Origin of the sequence: Sorangium sp. So ce426 (assembly GCF_051475585.1) — a bacterium.
Lineage (GTDB): Bacteria > Myxococcota_A > Polyangia > Polyangiales > Polyangiaceae > Sorangium > Sorangium cellulosum_B.
Genome location: NZ_CP150341.1, coordinates 10266976 through 10285000 on the forward strand (window position 1 = coordinate 10266976; position 18025 = coordinate 10285000).

The following is an 18025-nucleotide window of genomic DNA, read 5'->3' on the forward strand; positions in this document are numbered from 1 at the left end:
GCCGCCGCGCCGGCATGAAGCGCGCCGCACCCGCGTTGTAGCTCCGGACATCGGCGCTGGCGGCGCCGCGTCCATCGCAGCTGCGCACTCGGCCTCTCCCCTTCCACCGCCGGCGTCCGGTTTCCAGCGCTCGGCGCGTCACATCCACCGGACCGACACCGACATTTCACAGCGCCGTGAGAGCACGTGCCGCGCAAGCGGATCGCGGGCGAACGCGCGCGATGTCCCACAGCGCCTCACCCCTCGGACACGGCTATGTCATATTTCAGCGCACCGCGTCAAGCACACATTGACGCGCCGCCTTCGAGGAACCAACGATCAGGTATGCACTGCGAAAGGATCCTTCGGATTGCGCCGATGATGCTGCTCGCGCTCGTGTCGACGGGCTGCGGCATGGCGACGATGATCGACACGAACACGCGCTCCATCCAGGCAACGACGGAGGAGATGCGGCGGACGCGCGCGACGATCGAGGATTCGAATCAGACGCTGCGGAGCTCGCAGGAGAGCATCGATCAGCTCGCCGAGCTGCGTCAGCCGATGGAGAAGCTCGCCGAGATGCAGGCGGCGATGGAGCGGCTGGCCGAGCTCAAGGGGTCGATGGACGCAATGCAGCAGAGCATGCGGGAGACCGCGCGCCTCAAGGAGTCGATGGACCGGCTGAGCGAGATGGAGGCCACCATCGCCGCGATGAACGAGAGCCTCGTGGGCATCCGCGGCCCGCTCACGGACGTCGCCGCCCTGAACGCGCCGATGCGCGACGTCGCCGCCCTGGACGCGCCGATGCGCGACGTCGCCGGGCTGAAGCAGCCGATGGAGCAGGTCGCGACGCTGCGCGAGCCGATGAAGGAGGTGAGCAAGCTGTCGGCGCCGATGGAGGAGATCAGCCAGCTCGGGGGCGATGCGTCGCGCCAGACCGGCCTCATCGCCATCGGCCTGCTCGGCTGGGGCGTCGTGACGTTCCTCGGCGTGTACTTCGGCGTCCAGGCCGGCACCCGCCGCCAGCAGCGCCTGGCGCAGGGAGACAGGGACTCGAGCGCGGGGCCGGCGCCTGCCGATCCCGCGCCGCGCGTCCTCGCCGAGAGCCGGAGCTTCGAGCGCCGGGCCCAAATCAAGTCGATGTGATCTCTGCCGGACGCCTGTCCAGCCGGCGAGCGGCGGAGTCGCCCGCCGCCCGCCGTCCCATCACCCACCGATCAACGATACGTATTCCAGTGAGCCGACATGCGATCGGCCTGCCCTGCAGTGAACCCATCCATGCAGGAGTCGTCGGTGTAATCCATGAAGTTCTGGACCGGGTCGAGCCCACCGCCCCGGCAGCTGTCCCTGTTCAGCGGGCAGCCATACGCGGCGCTGCGCTCGGACGCCGTGTCCGCGACGCCATCACCGCTCTTGTTGCAGCCGCCTTCGAACGTGTGGAAGAGGCCGAGCCAGTGGCCGACCTCATGCGTACCCGTATCTCCCTCGTTGTATGGCGCCGCTTTGCCGCCGGGTAACGTGGAATGGAGCAGGACGACGCCGTCGTCGGTCGGACGGGCCGCGTAGCTCGAGGGGAACGTCGCCCAGCCCAGCAGACCGCCGCCCGGATTGGCCGTGTAGATATTGAGGTGGTCTGGCCCACCAATACGGAGCGCGGCCTTGGCCTGCCGCTCGGCCGAGGAGCCCGACGCCATGGTGTACCAGGTCGCGTTCCTCGTCCGATCGACGGAGGCCAGCGTGAAGCTGAAGCGGGTGTTCGCGTACGCCTCGTTGAGCACATCGATCTGCTCCGCGATCATCCCGTCCGTCACGTCGCCGTTCGACACGCCGATGCCCTTGTTGATGACGTGGACGTGCACGGGGATCTCGACCGCCGCGCCCACCGAGAACCCGAGCGCCATCCGGCTGCGGACGAACTGCTCGACGGCTTCCTTCTCGACGTCGCTCAGCTCGACGGTCGCGCAGCCGCGCCGCAGGGGCGCCGGCTCCGCCTCGACCTGCTCGGGCTCGACGTCAGCGACGGCCGGCGCATCCTCCACGGGGGTCGAGGGGTCGGCGCCGCACGCGACGCCCAAGGCGGCGATCAAGACTAAGGCAAATACTTCCGCGCACGTCCGAGCTCGCATGGACACTCTCCTTGGTTCATTTCCCCGCAAAGGAAGCATGAATATATATCCGCGATCACAATCGGTTCAATTCCAAAAGGGCCGATTCCACTCGCGACGACAAAGGAAGATTCCATGTCTTGGTCGTTCTGGCCGTTCTGGTCGTCTTACGAGTCTTGCGCTCTCTCGCCGAACGCCGACAGGCCCCCGGACACGCAGAGCGATGACGGGGCGCAGCGGCCCGTGTGGAACGGACACGCCGATTGCTCCAACGTGGATCGATCGCTTTAGGAGGGAGCACACGTCGAGCGCGGCGCGGACCGAGAGAGCGCCCCTCGACTCGAGATCAGACGACGACGGGGACCTGGCTGTTCCGCCTGTTCCATGTCCTCCGCGCCTTCGGGATCGGGGCCCGCGGAGCTCACCCCGATTTCGCGGCGCTTCCCCGAGGAGCGCCGCGCCGCGCGCCCATCCGCCTGATCAGTGCAGCTCGAGCGACGCTCGAAGCCAGGCGCACGACGTTATCCAAGCTCTCCGCCTGCCACCTCCTCTCGGAGCCGGGTCGGCGCTCGCCGCCGCCGGCCCTGTCGTCGGGGCCGCGCCGGGCTCGCGCACACGCGGTCCGCACGGGGGCAGACGCTGCGTTCTCGCGGGCGGTGGCGCGGCGGGCTCGGCGGCGATCCTGCGATCTCGCTCACACTGGCACGCGGCCGACCCGGGCGCTGCGCGGCCGACGGGCGCGATGCATCGTGATTGCGGCACTCTCCTGGCGACGGTAGATGTCTGGCATGGCGCGTACGAAAGCAGGTCAGTCCGCGGAGGAGCTCCGAGAGCAGATCCGGGCGGCCGGCCTGCGGGCCACCTCGCCGCGCATCGCGGTGCTGCATAGCCTCGGCCGCTCGCGGACGCCCGTCAGCCACGCGGAGCTCGCCGCTGAGCTCGCCCCGAAAGGGTGGGATCGCGCCACCATCTACCGGAACCTGATCGACTTGACCAACGCCGGGCTCGTGCGCCGCACCGACATGGGCGACCACCTCTGGCGGTTCGAGCTGCGGGAGTCCACCGGAGCCCACGCGGCGGACGAGCACCCGCACTTCATGTGCGACACATGCGGCGATGTGCTCTGCCTCCCTGACGAGAGCATCGAAATCAAGGCGGCGCGCGGCGCGCCGCGCGCGCTGCGGCGCAAGGGACTCCAGATCCAGATCAAGGGCCGCTGCGATCGGTGCGTGCAGGCCTGAGCGGCGGAGCAGCCCCCGATCATCGGCCGCCCCCGGCCACCGGCGGCCCCGGGCCGCGTGGATGACGCGGCGCTTCGCGGCGCTCAGCGACCACAGGCGGCTTGTCCGTATCCTGGTTGCAACACCAATTTGATGTTGATTGGGCTACGGGGCTCGGGCATAGCCCACCGCGCCCATGCTCGCGCTCGTCGTTGTCCTGTCGATCGCCGGCCTCGCCGCGGGGCCGCTCCTCGTGGCGCTCGGCCGGCGCCAGGCGCTGCCGACGTCGGCGCTCGACGGGCTGACGCTCGGCCTCGTGCCCGCGCTCGTCCTCACGCGCCACCTGCCGCACGTCGTCGAGGAGATCGGGGCGCAGGCGCTCCTCTGGGCGGCGCTCGGGTACGCGGCGCTCGGGCTCACAGAGCACCGGCGGCGTGACACCGGCGAGGTGCTGGGGCGGGAGATCGCGTTCTCGGCGCTCGCCGTGCACGGGCTGCTCGACGGCGCCGGGCTCGCGCTGGCCGTGGCCGCGGCCGACAGCAGCGCCGACGGGGTGCTCTTCGCGAGCGCCGTCCTCGTGCACCGGCTGCCCGAGGGACTGTCGCTCGCGGCGCGCTTCCTGCCCGCCTGGGGCTGGCGGCAGCTCGCCGCGCGCCTCGGGCTCCTCGGGCTGCTCACCGTCCTCGGCGCCCTCCTCGGCCAGGGCGCCGTGGAGCGCCTCCCCCACGAGTCCTTCGAGGTGTTCATCGCGTTCGGCCTCGGCGTCCTCCTGCGGCTCGTGGTCCACACGCACGAGGCGCCGCCTCGGGGCGCGCGCGCGCGGACGGCGAGCGCGATCGCCTTTGCCTCGGGGCTCTGCGTCGCGCTCGCGCTCCCCAACCCGGAGAGCTCCTTCACGAGCGCGCACGCGTCCGAGCTGTCGATCGCCGAGTCGCTCGGCCCGCTGTTCATCCAGACGGCGCCCGCCGTGCTCGCCGGGCTCGCCGTGGCCGGGCTCCTGCGCGCGCTCTCTCCGAGCGCCCTGCATCGCTCGACCGGCTCGTTGCGCGGCGGCGCGGCGCTGCCCCGGGCCGCCCGCGGCGTGACGTCCGGGCCGCCGCTGCCCCTCTGCGCCTGCGGCGTTGCGCCGCGCATGCAGCGGCTCCCGCGCGCGAGCGCGCCGGTCGCCTCGGCCGTCGCCGTCGTCCTCTGCGCGCCGGCGCTCGATCCCGCCGGCGCGCTGCTCTCGCTGCGGATGCTCGGCCTGCCGTTCACCGCGGCGCGCGTCGCGGGCGGCGCGCTCCTCGCCGCGCTTGTCGCGCTCCTCGTCGCCAGGGTGGCCAGGACGAAAGGCTCGATCACCGCGCCCTCCGGCGGCGCGCCGCCCGTCGACGCCGGGACCGTGGCGTCGCCGGGCGCGCGGCTCCGCGCCGCCGTCGCCGAGGCCGTCGGTCCAGCGCTCGATCACATGGCCGCCTGGTACGTCGCGGGCCTTCTGCTCGCCGCCGTCCTCGAGGCGGCCATCGCGCCGGCCGCGGCGCGCGCGCTCGGCGCGCCGGACGACGTCCTCGTGAGCGCGCTCCTCGCGGTGCCCGCGCACGTGTGCGCGCAAGGCGCGGCGCCGCTCGCCGCGGTGATGATCCACAAGGGGCTCCCGGTCGGCGCGGCGCTCGCGTTCCTCGTGGCGGGGCCCGCGACCCACATCGCGGCGCTGGGCGCCCTGCGTCGGGCGTTCGGAGCGCGCGCCGCCGCCGCCGCCGCGCTCTTCAGCGTCGCCTTCGCCGTCGCGCTCGGCCTCGTCGCGAACGCCCTCGTCCCCCTCTCGGCGATCCCGGACCTCCACGACCTCGCGCCGCAGGAGCACTCCACCATCGCGTGGATCTGCGCGGCCGCGCTCGGCGCGCTCCTGCTCTCGAGCTTCATGAGGCTCGGCCCTCGCGCGTGGCTCGGCGGCATGCGCGGCGCCGGTGCGTCCGGGCCAGAGGAGCCGCATGCGCCCTGCGCGCACGCACATCGCAGAAGCGCGAGCGACGCACCTCACGACAACGGCGCGCCGCCCGCGTGACGCCCGGCTCCCCGGAACGTCGTTTCAGGAGCTCACCCTAGCTGGACCGAGCCGTGGTGATCGCAGTGATCGCCGTGCGGATGATGCAGGTGCGCCCCGACGAGGTAATCGAAATGATCGCCGTGGGGCACGGCCTGATGGCCGCATCCTGCCCCGTGCGAGTGCGCCTTCTCGTGATCGGCGCACACGTGGCTCGGCGTGCACGCGTCGGGGTTCTCCTTGCCGACCGAGAGCACGTGCTCATCGAAGTGATCGCCGTGCGGGTGATGCAGGTGTCCGTCGTGCAGGTAATCGACGTGGTCTTCATGCCGCAACGCCTGATGTCCACATCCCTGCCCATGAACATGGGCGTGCGCTTCATGCGTCTGGTGGTCGTCCATCGACTTGCATCCTTTCCATCAATGCTCGCTTCGAGCTCGGGTGACGGCTCGACGTGGGGCCAACATGGGGCCCCGACGCGCACCGCCGCAAGGAGCAACCTGGCGCGCATGCCGTGGGCGAGCCGACCACGCTCGCTCGCCCTGCGGCGCCGCTACGCTCAGCGGATCAAGTACCTGCCGATGAGCACGAGCGCCATTGCCCAGAGCACCACCCCGATGCCCGCCGCAACGAGCATGGCCTTTGGCAGGCGCCTGCCGTGCTGCACGAGCCGCCCCAGCGTCCCGGCGGCGTCTCCGCCTCGCGCCGCCGCGCTCTCCGGCGCGAGGCCGACGTCGCCGCTCAGGCCGACGTCCGAGGCGCGCCGCCCCTTCTGTCCCCGGAAGCGCTCGGCGCGCAGCTCGCGGAGAACGGCCTCGAGCTCCTTCGCCAGCGCGTCCGCCGAGGCGATCCGCTCGTCGCGCTCGCGGCGGAGGCACGCTTCGACGAGCTGGCAGAGGCGCGGCGGGAGCCCTGGCCTGCGCGCCGCGATCGGATCGCAGTCCTTGCTCAGGATCCGGACCATCAGCGCGTTGTAGTTCGGCGCCTGATGCGGGGTCGTCCCGGTCAGCGCCTCGTACATGACGACGCCCAGCGACCAGATGTCGGCGCGGGCGTCCACGTCCTCGCGCCCCGCGGCCTGCTCGGGCGACATGTACGCCGGCGAGCCGACGACGCAGCCCGTGCGGGTCAGCGAGAAGTTGTGCTCCTTCTCCAGGACCTTGCTGATCCCGAAGTCAAGGATCTTCCCCACGAGCTCGCCCAGGTGGTTGCGATGCACATAGATGTTCGCGGGCTTCAGATCGCGGTGGACGATCCCTTGCTGATGGGCCATGTCGAGCGCCCGCGCGAGGCCGAGGAAGAGCTCGACCAGCACCTCCGGCTCGATGGTGCCCTCGCGCCGCAGCCACTCGTCGAGCCCCTCGCCGACGAGCAGCTCGAACACGAGGAACGGAGAGCCGTCCTCGGCCTGGCCGAGGTCGAGGATCTCGACGATGCTCGGGCTCCGCAGGCGCCCGCTCGCCTTCGCCTCGTTGAAGAAGCGCTGGAGCGCGACGGCGTCCCCGGCCACCTCGGGGCTCATCACCTTGAGCGCCACGTCGCGGTCGATGAGCACGTTCTTCGCGGCCCACACCGACCCGCTGGCGCCTTGGCCCAGGAGCTTCACGAGCCGGTAGCGAGACTGGATGAGATCGCCGGGGTTCACTGCTGCGCCGAGGTGTCGCTGGGGAGCCGAGGGAACTGAAGGAACCGAAGGAACCGAGGAAACAGGCGGGCCGGAGGACCGCGGGACCAGGGAACCGAGGAGGAGCTGGCTTGACGCCGCCCCCATCGGAGCCGGACCGGAGGATAACCCGAGCCATGGACGAGCGGTACCGCGGTGCGGCGCGCTCCAGCAGGAAGTAAAAGTTCGCGGTGCGAGGGGGCGATAGCCCGTCTCGTCGCCTCCGCGGGCGCAGAGATCCGTCGATTTTGCGGTGCCGCGACGCTTCGACTCGGCGTCACCGGCGCTCGCCGGACACGACGGCGAGCGAGGAAGAGACCAGGCAGCGAGGGGCGCAGCGCAATTTTCTTGTGCGCCGGCCCCTGCGCTGCCCTCGGAGGTGGGGGCGATCAGACGTCGTAGTAAAGGAAGAACTCGTGCGGGACCGGGCGGAGCCGGATCGCGTCGACCTCGCGCTCGCGCTTGTAGTCGAGCCAGGTCTTGATGATGTCGCGGGTGAAGACGTCGCCGCGGAGCAGGAACTCGTGGTCGCGCTCCAGGGCGCCGAGGGCCTCGTCGAGCGAGCCCGGCATGTGCGGCACTTCCTTGAGCTCCTCGGGCGAGAGCGCGTAGATGTCCTTGTCGAGCGGGTCGCCCGGATCGATCCGGTTCTGGACGCCGTCGAGGCCGGCCATCATCATGGCGGCGAAGGCGAGGTACGGATTGCAGCTCGCGTCCGGGAAGCGGACCTCGATGCGGCGGCCCTTCGGGCTGTTGCCGGGGGGCAGCGGGATGCGGATCGACGCCGAGCGGTTGCGGCTCGAGTACGCGAGGTTCACGGGCGCCTCGTAGCCCGGGACGAGCCGGCGGTAGCTGTTCGTCGTCGGGTTGGTGAGCGCGGCGAGCGCCTTCGCGTGCTTCAGGATGCCGCCGATGTACCAGAGGCCCGTGTCGGACATCCCGGCATAGCCGTCGCCGGCGAAGAGCGGCTTGCCCTCCTTCCAGAGCGACTGGTGGCAGTGCATGCCGCTGCCGTTGTCGCCGAAGAGCGGCTTCGGCATGAACGTCACCGACTTGCCGTTCTTGCGGCCGACGTTCTTGATGACGTACTTGAACCACATGAGGTTGTCGGCCATCGCCGTCAGCGTCGAGAACTTGATGCCGATCTCGCACTGGCCGGCCGACGCCACCTCGTGGTGGCCGACCTCGACCCCGATGCCGGTCTCGATCAGCGTCGACATCATCTGCCCGCGCAGATCGCCGAGCGTGTCGGTCGGCGCGACGGGGAAGTAGCCCTCCTTCGACCGGATCTTGTGCCCGAGGTTCGGGCCGGCCTTGCCGGAGTTCCAGACCGCTTCCTCGCTGTCGATCTCGTAGAAGGCTCCGCGCTGCGAGCTCTCGTAGCGGACCGAGTCGAAGACGAAGAACTCGGCCTCGGGCCCGAAGTAGGACGTGTCGGCGATGCCGCTCGCGCGGAGGTGGTTCTCGGCCTTCTGCGCGATGTAGCGCGGGTCGCGGCCGTAGGGCTGGCCGGTCACCGGATCGCTGATCTTACAGATCATGCTCAGCGTCTTCTGGGCATGGAACGGGTCGAGCTTCGCCGTCGACGGATCGGGCGTCATCAGCATGTCGCTCGCGTTGATCGGCTGCCATCCGCGCACCGACGAGCCGTCGAAGCCGATCCCCTCCTCGAAGAGATCCTCGTTCAGGCGGGACGCCGGGATGGTCGTGTGCTGCCAGATGCCGGGCAGATCGATGAACTTGAGATCGACAAATTTTACGTCGTTTTCCTTCGCAAACGCGACGACATCTTTCGCCTTCATGATCTTCTCTACCTCGCTGACTCGCTGCTCTCGCTGTATGTGACTCGACGGTGCGCGGGCTCGTGCTCGCTTCTCGGTCGTCGATCTGTCGATCTGTCGATCTGTCGATCTATCGATCAATCGATCTGTCGTTCTATCGATCCTCGAGCCTGTGACCCGCCGCGAATGCCCTGTGACGCTCTGCCGGCGGCGCGCCTCCTAGATGGCGTCCTCGCCGCGCTCCCCCGTGCGGATCCGCACGGCCTCCTCGACGGGGACGACGAAGATCTTGCCGTCGCCGATCCGCCCCGTCTTGGCGCTCTTCTCGATGGCGTCGATCACGTCGCTGACCATGCTGTCCGGCACGACGATGTCGACCTTCACCTTCGGCACGAAGTCGACGACATACGCCGACCCTCGATAGACCTCTTTCTTGCCGCCGGTCCGACCGAAGCCCTTTACCTCGGTCACCGTCATGCCCTGAATCCCGACCTCGGCGAGGGCGTCCTTGACCTCGTCGAGCTTGAACGGCTTGATGATCGCCTCGACCTTTTTCATTGCGCACGCCTGTGGTGACCGGGTGCCCGCCAGGGTAAAAGACCCGGGCGCTCACCCGAAAGGCCCCGCCGGAGCAGAGCTGGTAAAGGGGGGACACCTCCGCCGGCGGCCTCCCATCGATGTGCCGGGCGCCGCCCGGCTTCCGATCCGTGACGGGGGGCCCGGTCCACCGAGCCTTGCCCGACACTGTCAACGACTCAGGGACCCATCCAGCAGAGCCGGATCGGCGACCCTTCACCCCGGACGCTGGCGCGCGACCGAAGGTCCAGGCTGGTGTACCCAAGCTCATGTTTCCGGAATGTTTCGCGCACCGTGCGAGCGTGAGAAAAGTGCATCGGACGTCCGAAAATCAGAGCCCGCTTACTTTTTTCACAGCTCTACCTGTGCAAGGCAGAGCTCGCTTGCGCGGCGGCGGCGCCGGGGGGTGAGAACCTGCCTACGCACCGCGCCACCGGAGCGGTGGCCATGCCCTGGTCCATGACCGGCCCCGGGTGGAATCCACTTTCACGGTGCTCTCGTGGAACCGCTGAGCCCGCTCGCGCGGCTCCAGGGCGAGGATCCGCCCCTCCCCGACGGGTCACGCTGCGCTCGCCATTGTTCTTGTGACGCGGCTCGAATAGGCTGCGCTGGCGAATCCAGTCGCGGGACAGCCCTGCCTGATGGCTTTGCCGAACAAAGCGAAGATCCCGGTAGGCACGGTCCTCGCCGGAAAATACCGCATCACACGCGAGATCGGGCGCGGCGGCATGGCTGCCGTGTACGAGGCCGAGCACATCGACATCGGCAAACGCGTGGCGATCAAGGTGCTCGCCCAGGAGCTGACGACCTCAGCCGTCGTGGTCGAGCGCTTTCTCCGAGAGGCCCGGGCCGCCGCGTCGATCCGCAGCCCCTTCATCTGCGACGTCTACGACTCGGGCAAGCTCGACGACGGGCGGCCCTTCCTGGTGCTCGAGCTCCTCGAAGGCGAGTCGCTGTACGAGCGGATGACCGTCATCAGGTACCTCGACCCCGAGACCACCGTGACGGTGGTCTCCCAGGTGTGTCGAGGGCTCACCAAGGCGCACGCCGCCTCCATCGTCCACCGCGACCTCAAGCCGGAGAACATCTTCCTCACGAAGGACGAGGAGGGCCGGCTCTGCGCGAAGATCCTCGATTTCGGCCTCGCGAAGTTCTACGCGCCGGTCGACGGCGGCGACGCGCAGGCGCGCCTCACCCGCGAGGGCGCGGTCTTCGGAACGCCGGCGTACATGAGCCCGGAGCAGGTGCGCGGCCAGGGAGCGGTCGACCACCGCGCGGATCTCTGGGCGCTCGGCTGCATCACCTACGAGTGCCTCACCGGCCGCACCGTCTGGCAGACCGAGCAGGGCGTCGCGATGACGTTCGCGCAGATCGCCAACGCGCCCCTGCCGCAGCCGGCGGCGCTCCGCCCCGACCTCCCGGCGAGCTTCACCACGTGGTTCGAGAAGGCGCTCGACCGCTCCATCGATCGCCGGTTCCAGACCGCGAAGGAGTTCGCCGACGAGCTGTCGGTCGCGCTCGGCGTCGCGCAGCCGACGCCGCCGCGCGGCGCGGAGCCGTCGCAGGCGGGGCTCGTCATGCCGGGCGGCGACGCGCCGGCCGACCTGTCGTTCGACCCGCCGGGCGTCGTCCGTGTGACCCCCAACGAAACGCGGCGGACCGTCCCGTCGGGTCCGGCGGAGCGCGGGGGAGATCCGTTCGCCGGGCTGGACATCTCGGGCGCGCCCGGCGCCGCGATGGCCGGGCGCATGAGCCAGGGCGCGGGGCAGCAGATCACGTTCTCCGGGGGCTCGGGCGAGACCTCGGTCCCCGATCCGCTGGCGCACGCATCAACGCCGAAGCGAGGCGGCGCGGGGCGCGCGCTCGTCGTGTTCGGCGTGCTCGCGCTCGCCGCGGGCGGCGCCTACGCGGGTTACCGCCAGTTCCTCAAGCCGACGGCCCTGCCGCCCGTCTCGTCGAGCAGCGCGGCGCCGTCGGTGGCCACCAGCGCCCCCTCGGCGTCGGCGTCCGCCAAGGCCAACGTGCCGGCGCGCACCGACGCCCGCGTCGAGCCGCCCCCCCTGGCGTGGCCGCCGCTCGTCGCGCAGGCGCAGGAGGCCGTCGCCGCCGGCGATCTCAAGGCCGCGCTCAGGCTGCTGAAAGACGCTCAGGACAAGGGCAACCACCCCGTGCCGCGGACCCTGATCGAGCACGTGCAGGTCGCCCTGAAAGACGCGAGCGGCAAGGCGCCTTGCGCGCTCACCGGCCTCGCGAGGCCGCGCACGCACGATCTGGTGCGCGAGGGCGGGCGCGTCGTCGGGGCCAGCCGGCCCTCGATCGCGCTCGGGCCGCGCGGCGCGGTGGTCACCTGGACGGACTCGCACGAGGGCACCGAGCACGCCTACACGACGACGCTGGACGGCGCGATGCGGCCGTCGTCGCCGGCGCTCGACGTGACGCCCGAGGGCCGCGCGATCGGGCGCCCCGAGCTGACCTCCGCGGGCGATCGGCTGGTGCTCACGTACTGGGACGGCAAGGGGCCGGAGGCCGGCGTGCACGTGCGCTGGCTCGACGCCAACGGGCGGATCGACGGCCCCGCCGTGATGGTCGCGCCCTTCCCCCGCGGAGGGAACTCGTGGCCCTCGCTCGCGCGCGCCGCCGAGGGGTTCCTGATCACGTGGTCGGACGACGGCGACACCGCCTCCGAGGACCTCTTCATGCGACGCCTCTCGCCGAACCTCGATCCGGCGAGCGAGATCATCCGGCTGACCGACGTCACCCCGACGGGCCCCTCGAAGCCGCGCGCCCGCTTCCCCTCGGTGGCGGTGACGAACGACGTGATGCACCTCGCCTTCCGCTTCGATCGCGAGCCGACGCGGGTCATCCAGTACATGCGCCTCCCGCTCGCGAACGCCGGCAAGGGGCTCCCGCCGGCCAGCCCCGGCAAGCGCGCCGACCGCGCGCTCGGCGACCTGTCGCTCGTGAACAGCGATCGGGTCCGGAGCGACAGCCCCTCGCTCGCCTGCGGCGCGGGCGGCTGCTTCGTCGTCTGGCACGGCGAGGCGCCGCTCGGGGGCGCGTCGGCCGCTTACATCGATCCGGCCAAGGGCCAGCCGCTCTGGCGCAAGCGGTTCTCGAAGTCGGGCGCGCGCCCGTCGATCGCGATCGCGCCGAGCGGGCAGGCCCAGCTCGTCTGGTTCGAGGGGGGCCGCATGCTCACGGCATCGATCAACCGCGACGGCATCGGCGCGCCCACGAAATTCGCCCGCGTCAGCGGGGATCAGCCGGCGCCCTCGATCAGCCCCGGCGCGAAGCCCGGAGAGTGGTATGTCGCCTGGCTTGACTACGAGGCGGGTCATCTCGAGCCCTACGCCGCCCGCATCCAGTGCCGGTGACCCCATGCTCATCCTCCCACCTCGAAGCGAGGTCCGCGCCCGTCCCATCGAGACCGAGCGGCTGATCCTCGTGCCGATCGACCCGTCCGACGGGCCCGAGCTCTGGCTCGCGGTCAACGGCTCGCGCGCGACCCTCCAGCGCTGGCTTCCCTGGGTGCAGTTCCACACGGATCCGGCCGCGAGCGTGCGCTTCGCCGAGGCGTGCGCCGCCGACTGGGATCACGGCAGGGCGCTGCGCTTCGTCATCCGCGAGCGCGCGCACCGCTCGCTCGCCGGGGTGGTCGGGCTCGAGGCGTGCGTCCACCTGCACCGCTCTTGCGAGCTCGGCTACTGGCTCCGCAAGGAGGCGACCGGGCGCGGGCTCATGACCGAGGCCGCGAGGGCCGCGCTCGGGTTCGCGTTCGGCCACATGGGCGCGCACCGCGTGCGGGTTGCGGCCGCGACGGACAACCATCCCTCCCTCGCGGTCATCGGCCGGCTCGGCTTCCGCTTCGAGGGCATCGCCCGGCAGGCCGAGTGGTGCGACGGCCGCTGGCTCGACCACTCCGTCTTCGCGCTCCTGGCGACCGATCCCAGGTAAAGCCGCCCACGAGGGCGCTCGCTCGCTAGTTCCCTCCGCGCGCCCGAGGTAGCCCGTGCGCCGCCCGAAGCGCGCTAGCATCCTGACTCCGCCGTGGCCCGCCGTCGTCGCCTCATCCGCTGGCCCCGCGGCACGACGCCGCTCGTGCCGCTCGCGCCCGCGATCGTGATCGTCGTGGGGATCGCCACGGCGGTGGCGATCGCGCTGATCGGCATCGGCCAGCTCGCGAGGATGAGCGATCAGGCCGCGAGCCTGCGCGCCGAGGTGCTGGCCGCGACGCTCTCGGCGCGGCTCCGCGGGACCATCGAGGGGGAGCGGGCGGCGTTCCTGCGGGAGGCGGCGCGGCGGGCTGGGTCGGAGATCCTGCTCGTCGATCAGGGCGGCCACGTGCTGATCAACGAGAGCTTCAGCGCGCCGGCCAGGGCCGGCATCGTCCAGATGCTCACCCTGGGCAAGGGCGAGACGACGACCTCGCTCGGCCGCGTCCGGTTCGCGGCGCGCCCGCTGCACCCGCCGCTCTCTCACCTCTCGGTGCTCACCTTCGTCTCGGCGCCGAGCCCGCCGCCCGACTCGATCGCGCTCGGCAACGCCGTCGCGGCGCTCACGGTGCTGCTGCTCGGCGTGGCTGTCGCGGTCGCGCTCTCGTTCACCAAGTCGGCGCGCGACGATGTCGACTACCTGCGCGAGCGCATCACGGCGATGGCGCGCGGACAGGGCCAGAGCGCGCTGCCCACGGACGTGATCCAGGCCGAGCCTGTTCCGATCCGATCGCTCGACCAGGTCGGCCTCCTGACGGCGGCCTTCAACCTGCTGATCACCCGCTTCGCCGCGGCGGAGCGCACCTACCGGGCGGACCTCCAGCAGGCCTCCGCGATGGACCGCGAGCGCTCGGCGTTCCTCGCGGGGCTGAGCCACGAGCTGCGCACGCCGCTCAACGCCATCCTCGGGTTCGCGCACGTCCTGGAGAGCGAGGTCGACGGCCCGCTCAGCCAGGACGCGCGCGAGGCGCTGTCGGTCATCCGGCAGAGCGGCGAGCACCTGCGCACGCTCATCGACGACATCCTCGACCTGTCGGCGCTCGAGACGGGCAAGCTCCAGCTCTCCCGCCGCGCCGTCAACCTGCGCGCCCTCGTCGATCAGGTGATGCGGGAGGCGTCCGCGGCGGCGCGCGACAAGCCCCTCCAGCTGCGCGTCACCGGGGATCACGCCCTCGTCGCGCACGCCGATCCGCGGAGGGTGCGGCAGATCCTCACCAACCTCGTCTCGAACGCCGTCAAGTTCACGGCGCGCGGCTCGGTGACGGTCAACATCACGGGGCGCGGCCGCTACGCGGCGATCGTCGTCCAGGACACCGGCCCCGGCATCCCGCCGGAGGAGACGTCGGCGGTCTTCGAGGAGTACCGGCAGACCGGCGACGTGCGCTCGCGCCGGGCCGGGACGGGGCTCGGGCTCTCGATCGCGCGGCGCCTCGTGCTGATGCACGGCGGGACGATCCAGCTGGAGAGCGAGCTCGGGCGGGGCTCGACCTTCACGATCACCCTGCCGATGTGGATCGTGCAGCAGCCCCTGTTCGCGCCGACCCCGCCCGCGCCCGACGTGGCGGCGCCGCCGGGGAACGACCCCGGCGCCGGCGGCCCCCAGGGGAGGATCGTATGACCGAGGAGCGCATGAGGGACGACGCGATCCACTTCGCGAGGCGCGTGCTCGTCCGCCAGGCGCTGGTCGGCGTCGCCGCGTTCGGGGCGATCGCGGCGCTCGCGCCGAAGCTGCTCATCCTCGAGCAGCGCGTCGCCGCCAGCGTGCTCTCGGTCGGCGCCAAGATCGCGCTCGCCGCGATCTGCGCGACCACGCTGCTGACGCTGCTCCGGCTGCGCACCCACGAGGACCTGCTGCGCTCGCTCGTGATCGGCTCGCGCGACATCGATCACGAGGAGCTCGAGCGGTTCGCCGGGCTCCCGACCTCGCTGGCGCTGCGCTTCGTGCTGGCGAGCTCGACGATCTCCGGCCTCATGATGATCCCCGGGATCAGGCCGGAGAAGCTCGACGACGGCCGCGCGGTCAGCCTGCTCATCCTCGCGATCACGATCCTCAGCGCGTCCGCGATCCCGCACTACGTGCTGACGCGCGCCGCGGCGTTCAGCCTCTTCGAGATCAGCCCGGCCGAGGCGATCGGCGCCTTGCTCGAGACCGCCGAGCTCTACCAGACGCCGCGCCGGCGGGTCACCTCCAAGCTGCTCCTGGCCGTCGCCACGCCGGTGCTGCTCGTCGGCGTCGGGGCGGTGCTCATCGCGAACGCGCACCTCCAGACGTTCATCGAGCGCAGCCGGCGCTCGACCGCGGGGCTCATCGCGCGCACGGCGCTCGACCCGTCGCTCGGGGCCATCGACGCGGCCGGCCGCAACGACGTCGTGGCCTCGGCGGCGGAGTTCGGGTTCCTCGCGCGCGTGGAGCACGACTGCGTGGGCTCGGAGCCCTCCTTCGGCCGCGAAGCCGACGGGCAGATCGCCGTGATCACGCCGCTCGACTACGGCTGCGTCAACACCCGGTTCTCCGCCGACCTCGAGCCCTCCGCCGCGATCTGGGGCGCGCTCGTCGCGCTGCTCGCGGTGCTGGTCGCCGGCGCGCTCGGCAACCTGTTCGGCCGCGTCCTGGCGGCCGATCTCGTGCACGCCACGAAGCAGGTGCGCCTGCTCGGCACGGACAGCGTGCTGCGCGGCGCCACCCAGATCGCGCGCCCCGCCCGGTTCGCCGTCGTCGCCCGGCTCGGGCACGCCATCGAGGACCTCGCCGAGCGCTTCCGCGTCTTCGCCGCGGCGCAGGAGCGCGCGCTCGAGGCCCGCGAGGCGGCGCAGCGCATGCGCGGCCTCCTGTTCGCGAGCGTGAGCCACGACCTCAAGAGCCCGCTGAACGCCATCCTCGGGTTCGCCGAGCTCGTGGGCCAGGAGGATCTGACCCCCGCGCAGCGCGAGAGCCTGGAGCTCATCGCGACGCGCGGCCGGGAGCTCCTTGGCCTCATCGAGTCGATCCTCGACGCCGCCCGCGTCGAGGCCGGGCAGCTCACGCTCGAGCCTCAGCCGACGTCCGTCGGCTGGCTCATCGCGGGCGCGCTCCGCAAGGCGCGCGAGCTCGCGAGCGACGCCGGCGGCGAGGTCGTCATCGAGGTCGGCGACACCCTGCCGCTGATCCCCGTCGATCAAGCCTACGCGACGCGCGCGATCGCGGTCATCGTCGCGCACGCGCTCCGGACGGGCGCGGCCGACCCGTCGGCGCGCCTCGTGCGCCTCACGGCGACGATGGCCGGCGAGTTCAACAACGAGGTCCGCATCGACATCGAGTACGGCAGCCGCGACGTGCCGCCGGACGAGCTCGAGGCCCTGTTCAGCCGGCAGACCACGGCCCGGGGGCGCGGCCTGACGCTGGGCCTCAGCCACGCGCGATCGGTGATCGAGCTCCACGGCGGCTCTCTCGAGGTGGACGGCGCCCCCGACGGCCGGCCGCTCTGCCGCGCTCGTCTGCCGCGCATCCCGCCCCCCCGCCGTCCCCGCCTGTCCTCTGTCCCTGCGCTCGGCTGACCTCGACCCCTGCGCTCGGCTGACCTCGACCAGGGCCCCGCGGCGACCCACGCCGCAGCGCGGATCGCTTCCCTTCGCTGCTTGCACGCGGTACGCCCGTGGCATGCCTGAACGGGCGCTCTCTCCTGCCGAGACAGGCGACGACGATCGCTTCGACCGCCTCTTCCGGCCTGCCTCGCTCGCCGAGTACGTCGGCCAGGCCAAGCACACGGAGAACCTCAAGGTCTTCGTCGAAGCCGCGCGCCGGCGGCGCGAGCCGCTCGACCACATGCTGTTCTGTGGCCCGCCCGGCCTGGGCAAGACCACGCTCGCCCACATCATCGCCCGCGAGATGGGCGTCGCGCTCCATGTCACGAGCGGACCGGCGATCGAGCACAAGGGCGCGCTGGCCGGCTTGCTGACGAAGCTGGAGCGCAACGACGTGCTGTTCATCGACGAGATCCACCGGCTCACGCCGGCGGTCGAGGAGAGCCTCTATCCCGCGATCGAGTCGTTCAACATCGACATCATGACCGGTGACGGCCCCTACGCGACGACGATCCAGCTCGCGCTGAAGCCCTTCACGCTCGTGGGCGCGACGACCCGCACCGGGCTGCTCACCGCGCCGCTTCTGTCGCGCTTCGGCCACGTCGTCCGCCTCGACTTCTACCCCGTCGAGGAGCTCCAGCGCATCGTGCAGCGCAGCGCCGGCCTGCTCGACGTGCCGATCGACGCCGGCGGAGCGCGCGAGATCGCAGCGCGCGCGCGAGGGACGCCGCGCGTCGCCAACCGCCTCCTGCGCCGCGTCCGCGACTTCGCCGAGGTGCTGGGCGACGGCGCGATCACGATGGAGATCGCGCGGAAGACCGCGGAGCGGCTCGAGATCGACGCGGCCGGCCTCGACGAGATGGATCGCCGGCTGCTGCGCGTCATCGTCGATCACTACGACGGCGGCCCTGTGGGCATCGACACCCTGGCCGCGGCGCTCAGTGAGCCGCGCGACACGATCGAGGACGTGTACGAGCCGTTCCTGCTCCAGCAGGGCTTCGTCGGCCGCACGCCGCGCGGCAGGGTCGCGACCCGCCGCGCCTACGAGCACCTGGGCCTCGCGGCTCCTGCGACGAAGCAGGGAGATCTCTTCTCCTGATCCCAGCGCCGCACGGGCAGCGCAAC

The 18025-nt window shown here is 71.5% G+C and carries 13 protein-coding genes; 8 read left to right on the forward strand and 5 right to left on the reverse strand.

The window, feature by feature from the left end; all coding sequences use genetic code 11:
- Nucleotides 1-357 precede the first annotated feature (357 nt).
- Nucleotides 358-1125 (forward strand): hypothetical protein, encoded by a 768-nt coding sequence (locus WMF44_RS38375; RefSeq protein WP_437295009.1) that lies wholly within the window; start codon nt 358-360, stop codon nt 1123-1125.
- Nucleotides 1126-1196: 71 nt separating this feature from the next.
- On the opposite strand, the gene WMF44_RS38380 is transcribed toward WMF44_RS38375, so the two are convergent.
- Nucleotides 1197-2105, reverse strand: a complete 909-nt coding sequence (locus tag WMF44_RS38380) for a zinc metalloprotease (RefSeq protein WP_437295010.1) — start codon at nt 2103-2105, stop codon at nt 1197-1199.
- 767 nt (nt 2106-2872) lie between these two features.
- Here WMF44_RS38380 and WMF44_RS38385 point away from each other — a divergent pair.
- Nucleotides 2873-3325 carry a Fur family transcriptional regulator gene (locus tag WMF44_RS38385; RefSeq protein WP_437295011.1) on the forward strand — a complete coding sequence of 151 codons (453 nt, stop codon included), beginning with the start codon at nt 2873-2875 and terminating at the stop codon, nt 3323-3325.
- Nucleotides 3326-3500: 175 nt separating this feature from the next.
- A complete protein-coding gene (locus tag WMF44_RS38390; RefSeq protein WP_437295012.1) occupies nt 3501-5348 on the forward strand; it encodes a permease in 1848 nt (615 codons plus the stop codon).
- 32 nt (nt 5349-5380) lie between these two features.
- Here WMF44_RS38390 and WMF44_RS38395 read toward each other — a convergent pair whose 3' ends face one another.
- From WMF44_RS38395 to WMF44_RS38410, 4 genes are all read right to left on the reverse strand, one after another.
- Nucleotides 5381-5728 (reverse strand): hypothetical protein, encoded by a 348-nt coding sequence (locus WMF44_RS38395; protein WP_437295013.1) that lies wholly within the window; start codon nt 5726-5728, stop codon nt 5381-5383.
- A 158-nt stretch (nt 5729-5886) separates the two neighbouring features.
- Entirely contained in the window at nt 5887-6972 is a 1086-nt protein-coding gene (locus tag WMF44_RS38400) for a serine/threonine-protein kinase (protein WP_437295014.1), read from the reverse strand.
- Nucleotides 6973-7379: 407 nt separating this feature from the next.
- Nucleotides 7380-8792, reverse strand: a complete 1413-nt coding sequence (gene glnA / locus WMF44_RS38405; protein WP_437295015.1) for a type I glutamate--ammonia ligase — start codon at nt 8790-8792, stop codon at nt 7380-7382.
- A 198-nt stretch (nt 8793-8990) separates the two neighbouring features.
- Nucleotides 8991-9329 carry a P-II family nitrogen regulator gene (locus WMF44_RS38410; protein WP_012239819.1) on the reverse strand — a complete coding sequence of 113 codons (339 nt, stop codon included), beginning with the start codon at nt 9327-9329 and terminating at the stop codon, nt 8991-8993.
- A gap of 659 nt (nt 9330-9988) precedes the next feature.
- Between WMF44_RS38410 and WMF44_RS38415 the strand changes: the two genes are divergently transcribed.
- The 5 genes from WMF44_RS38415 (at nt 9989) to ruvB (ending at nt 17999) form a co-directional block, all read left to right on the forward strand.
- On the forward strand, nt 9989-12721 hold the full coding sequence (locus tag WMF44_RS38415) for a serine/threonine-protein kinase (protein WP_437295016.1): 2733 nt from the start codon (nt 9989-9991) through the stop codon (nt 12719-12721).
- Between the two features lie 4 nt (nt 12722-12725).
- On the forward strand, nt 12726-13301 hold the full coding sequence (locus WMF44_RS38420; RefSeq protein WP_012239821.1) for a GNAT family N-acetyltransferase: 576 nt from the start codon (nt 12726-12728) through the stop codon (nt 13299-13301).
- Between the two features lie 93 nt (nt 13302-13394).
- Nucleotides 13395-14957 carry a sensor histidine kinase gene (locus tag WMF44_RS38425; protein ID WP_437295017.1) on the forward strand — a complete coding sequence of 521 codons (1563 nt, stop codon included), beginning with the start codon at nt 13395-13397 and terminating at the stop codon, nt 14955-14957.
- A complete protein-coding gene (locus WMF44_RS38430; protein WP_437295018.1) occupies nt 14954-16873 on the forward strand; it encodes a sensor histidine kinase in 1920 nt (639 codons plus the stop codon). The genes WMF44_RS38425 and WMF44_RS38430 overlap by 4 nt, the downstream gene beginning before the upstream one ends.
- A 103-nt stretch (nt 16874-16976) precedes the next feature.
- A complete protein-coding gene (ruvB, locus tag WMF44_RS38435; RefSeq protein WP_012239824.1) occupies nt 16977-17999 on the forward strand; it encodes a Holliday junction branch migration DNA helicase RuvB in 1023 nt (340 codons plus the stop codon).
- The last annotated feature ends 26 nt before the right edge of the window (nt 18000-18025 follow it).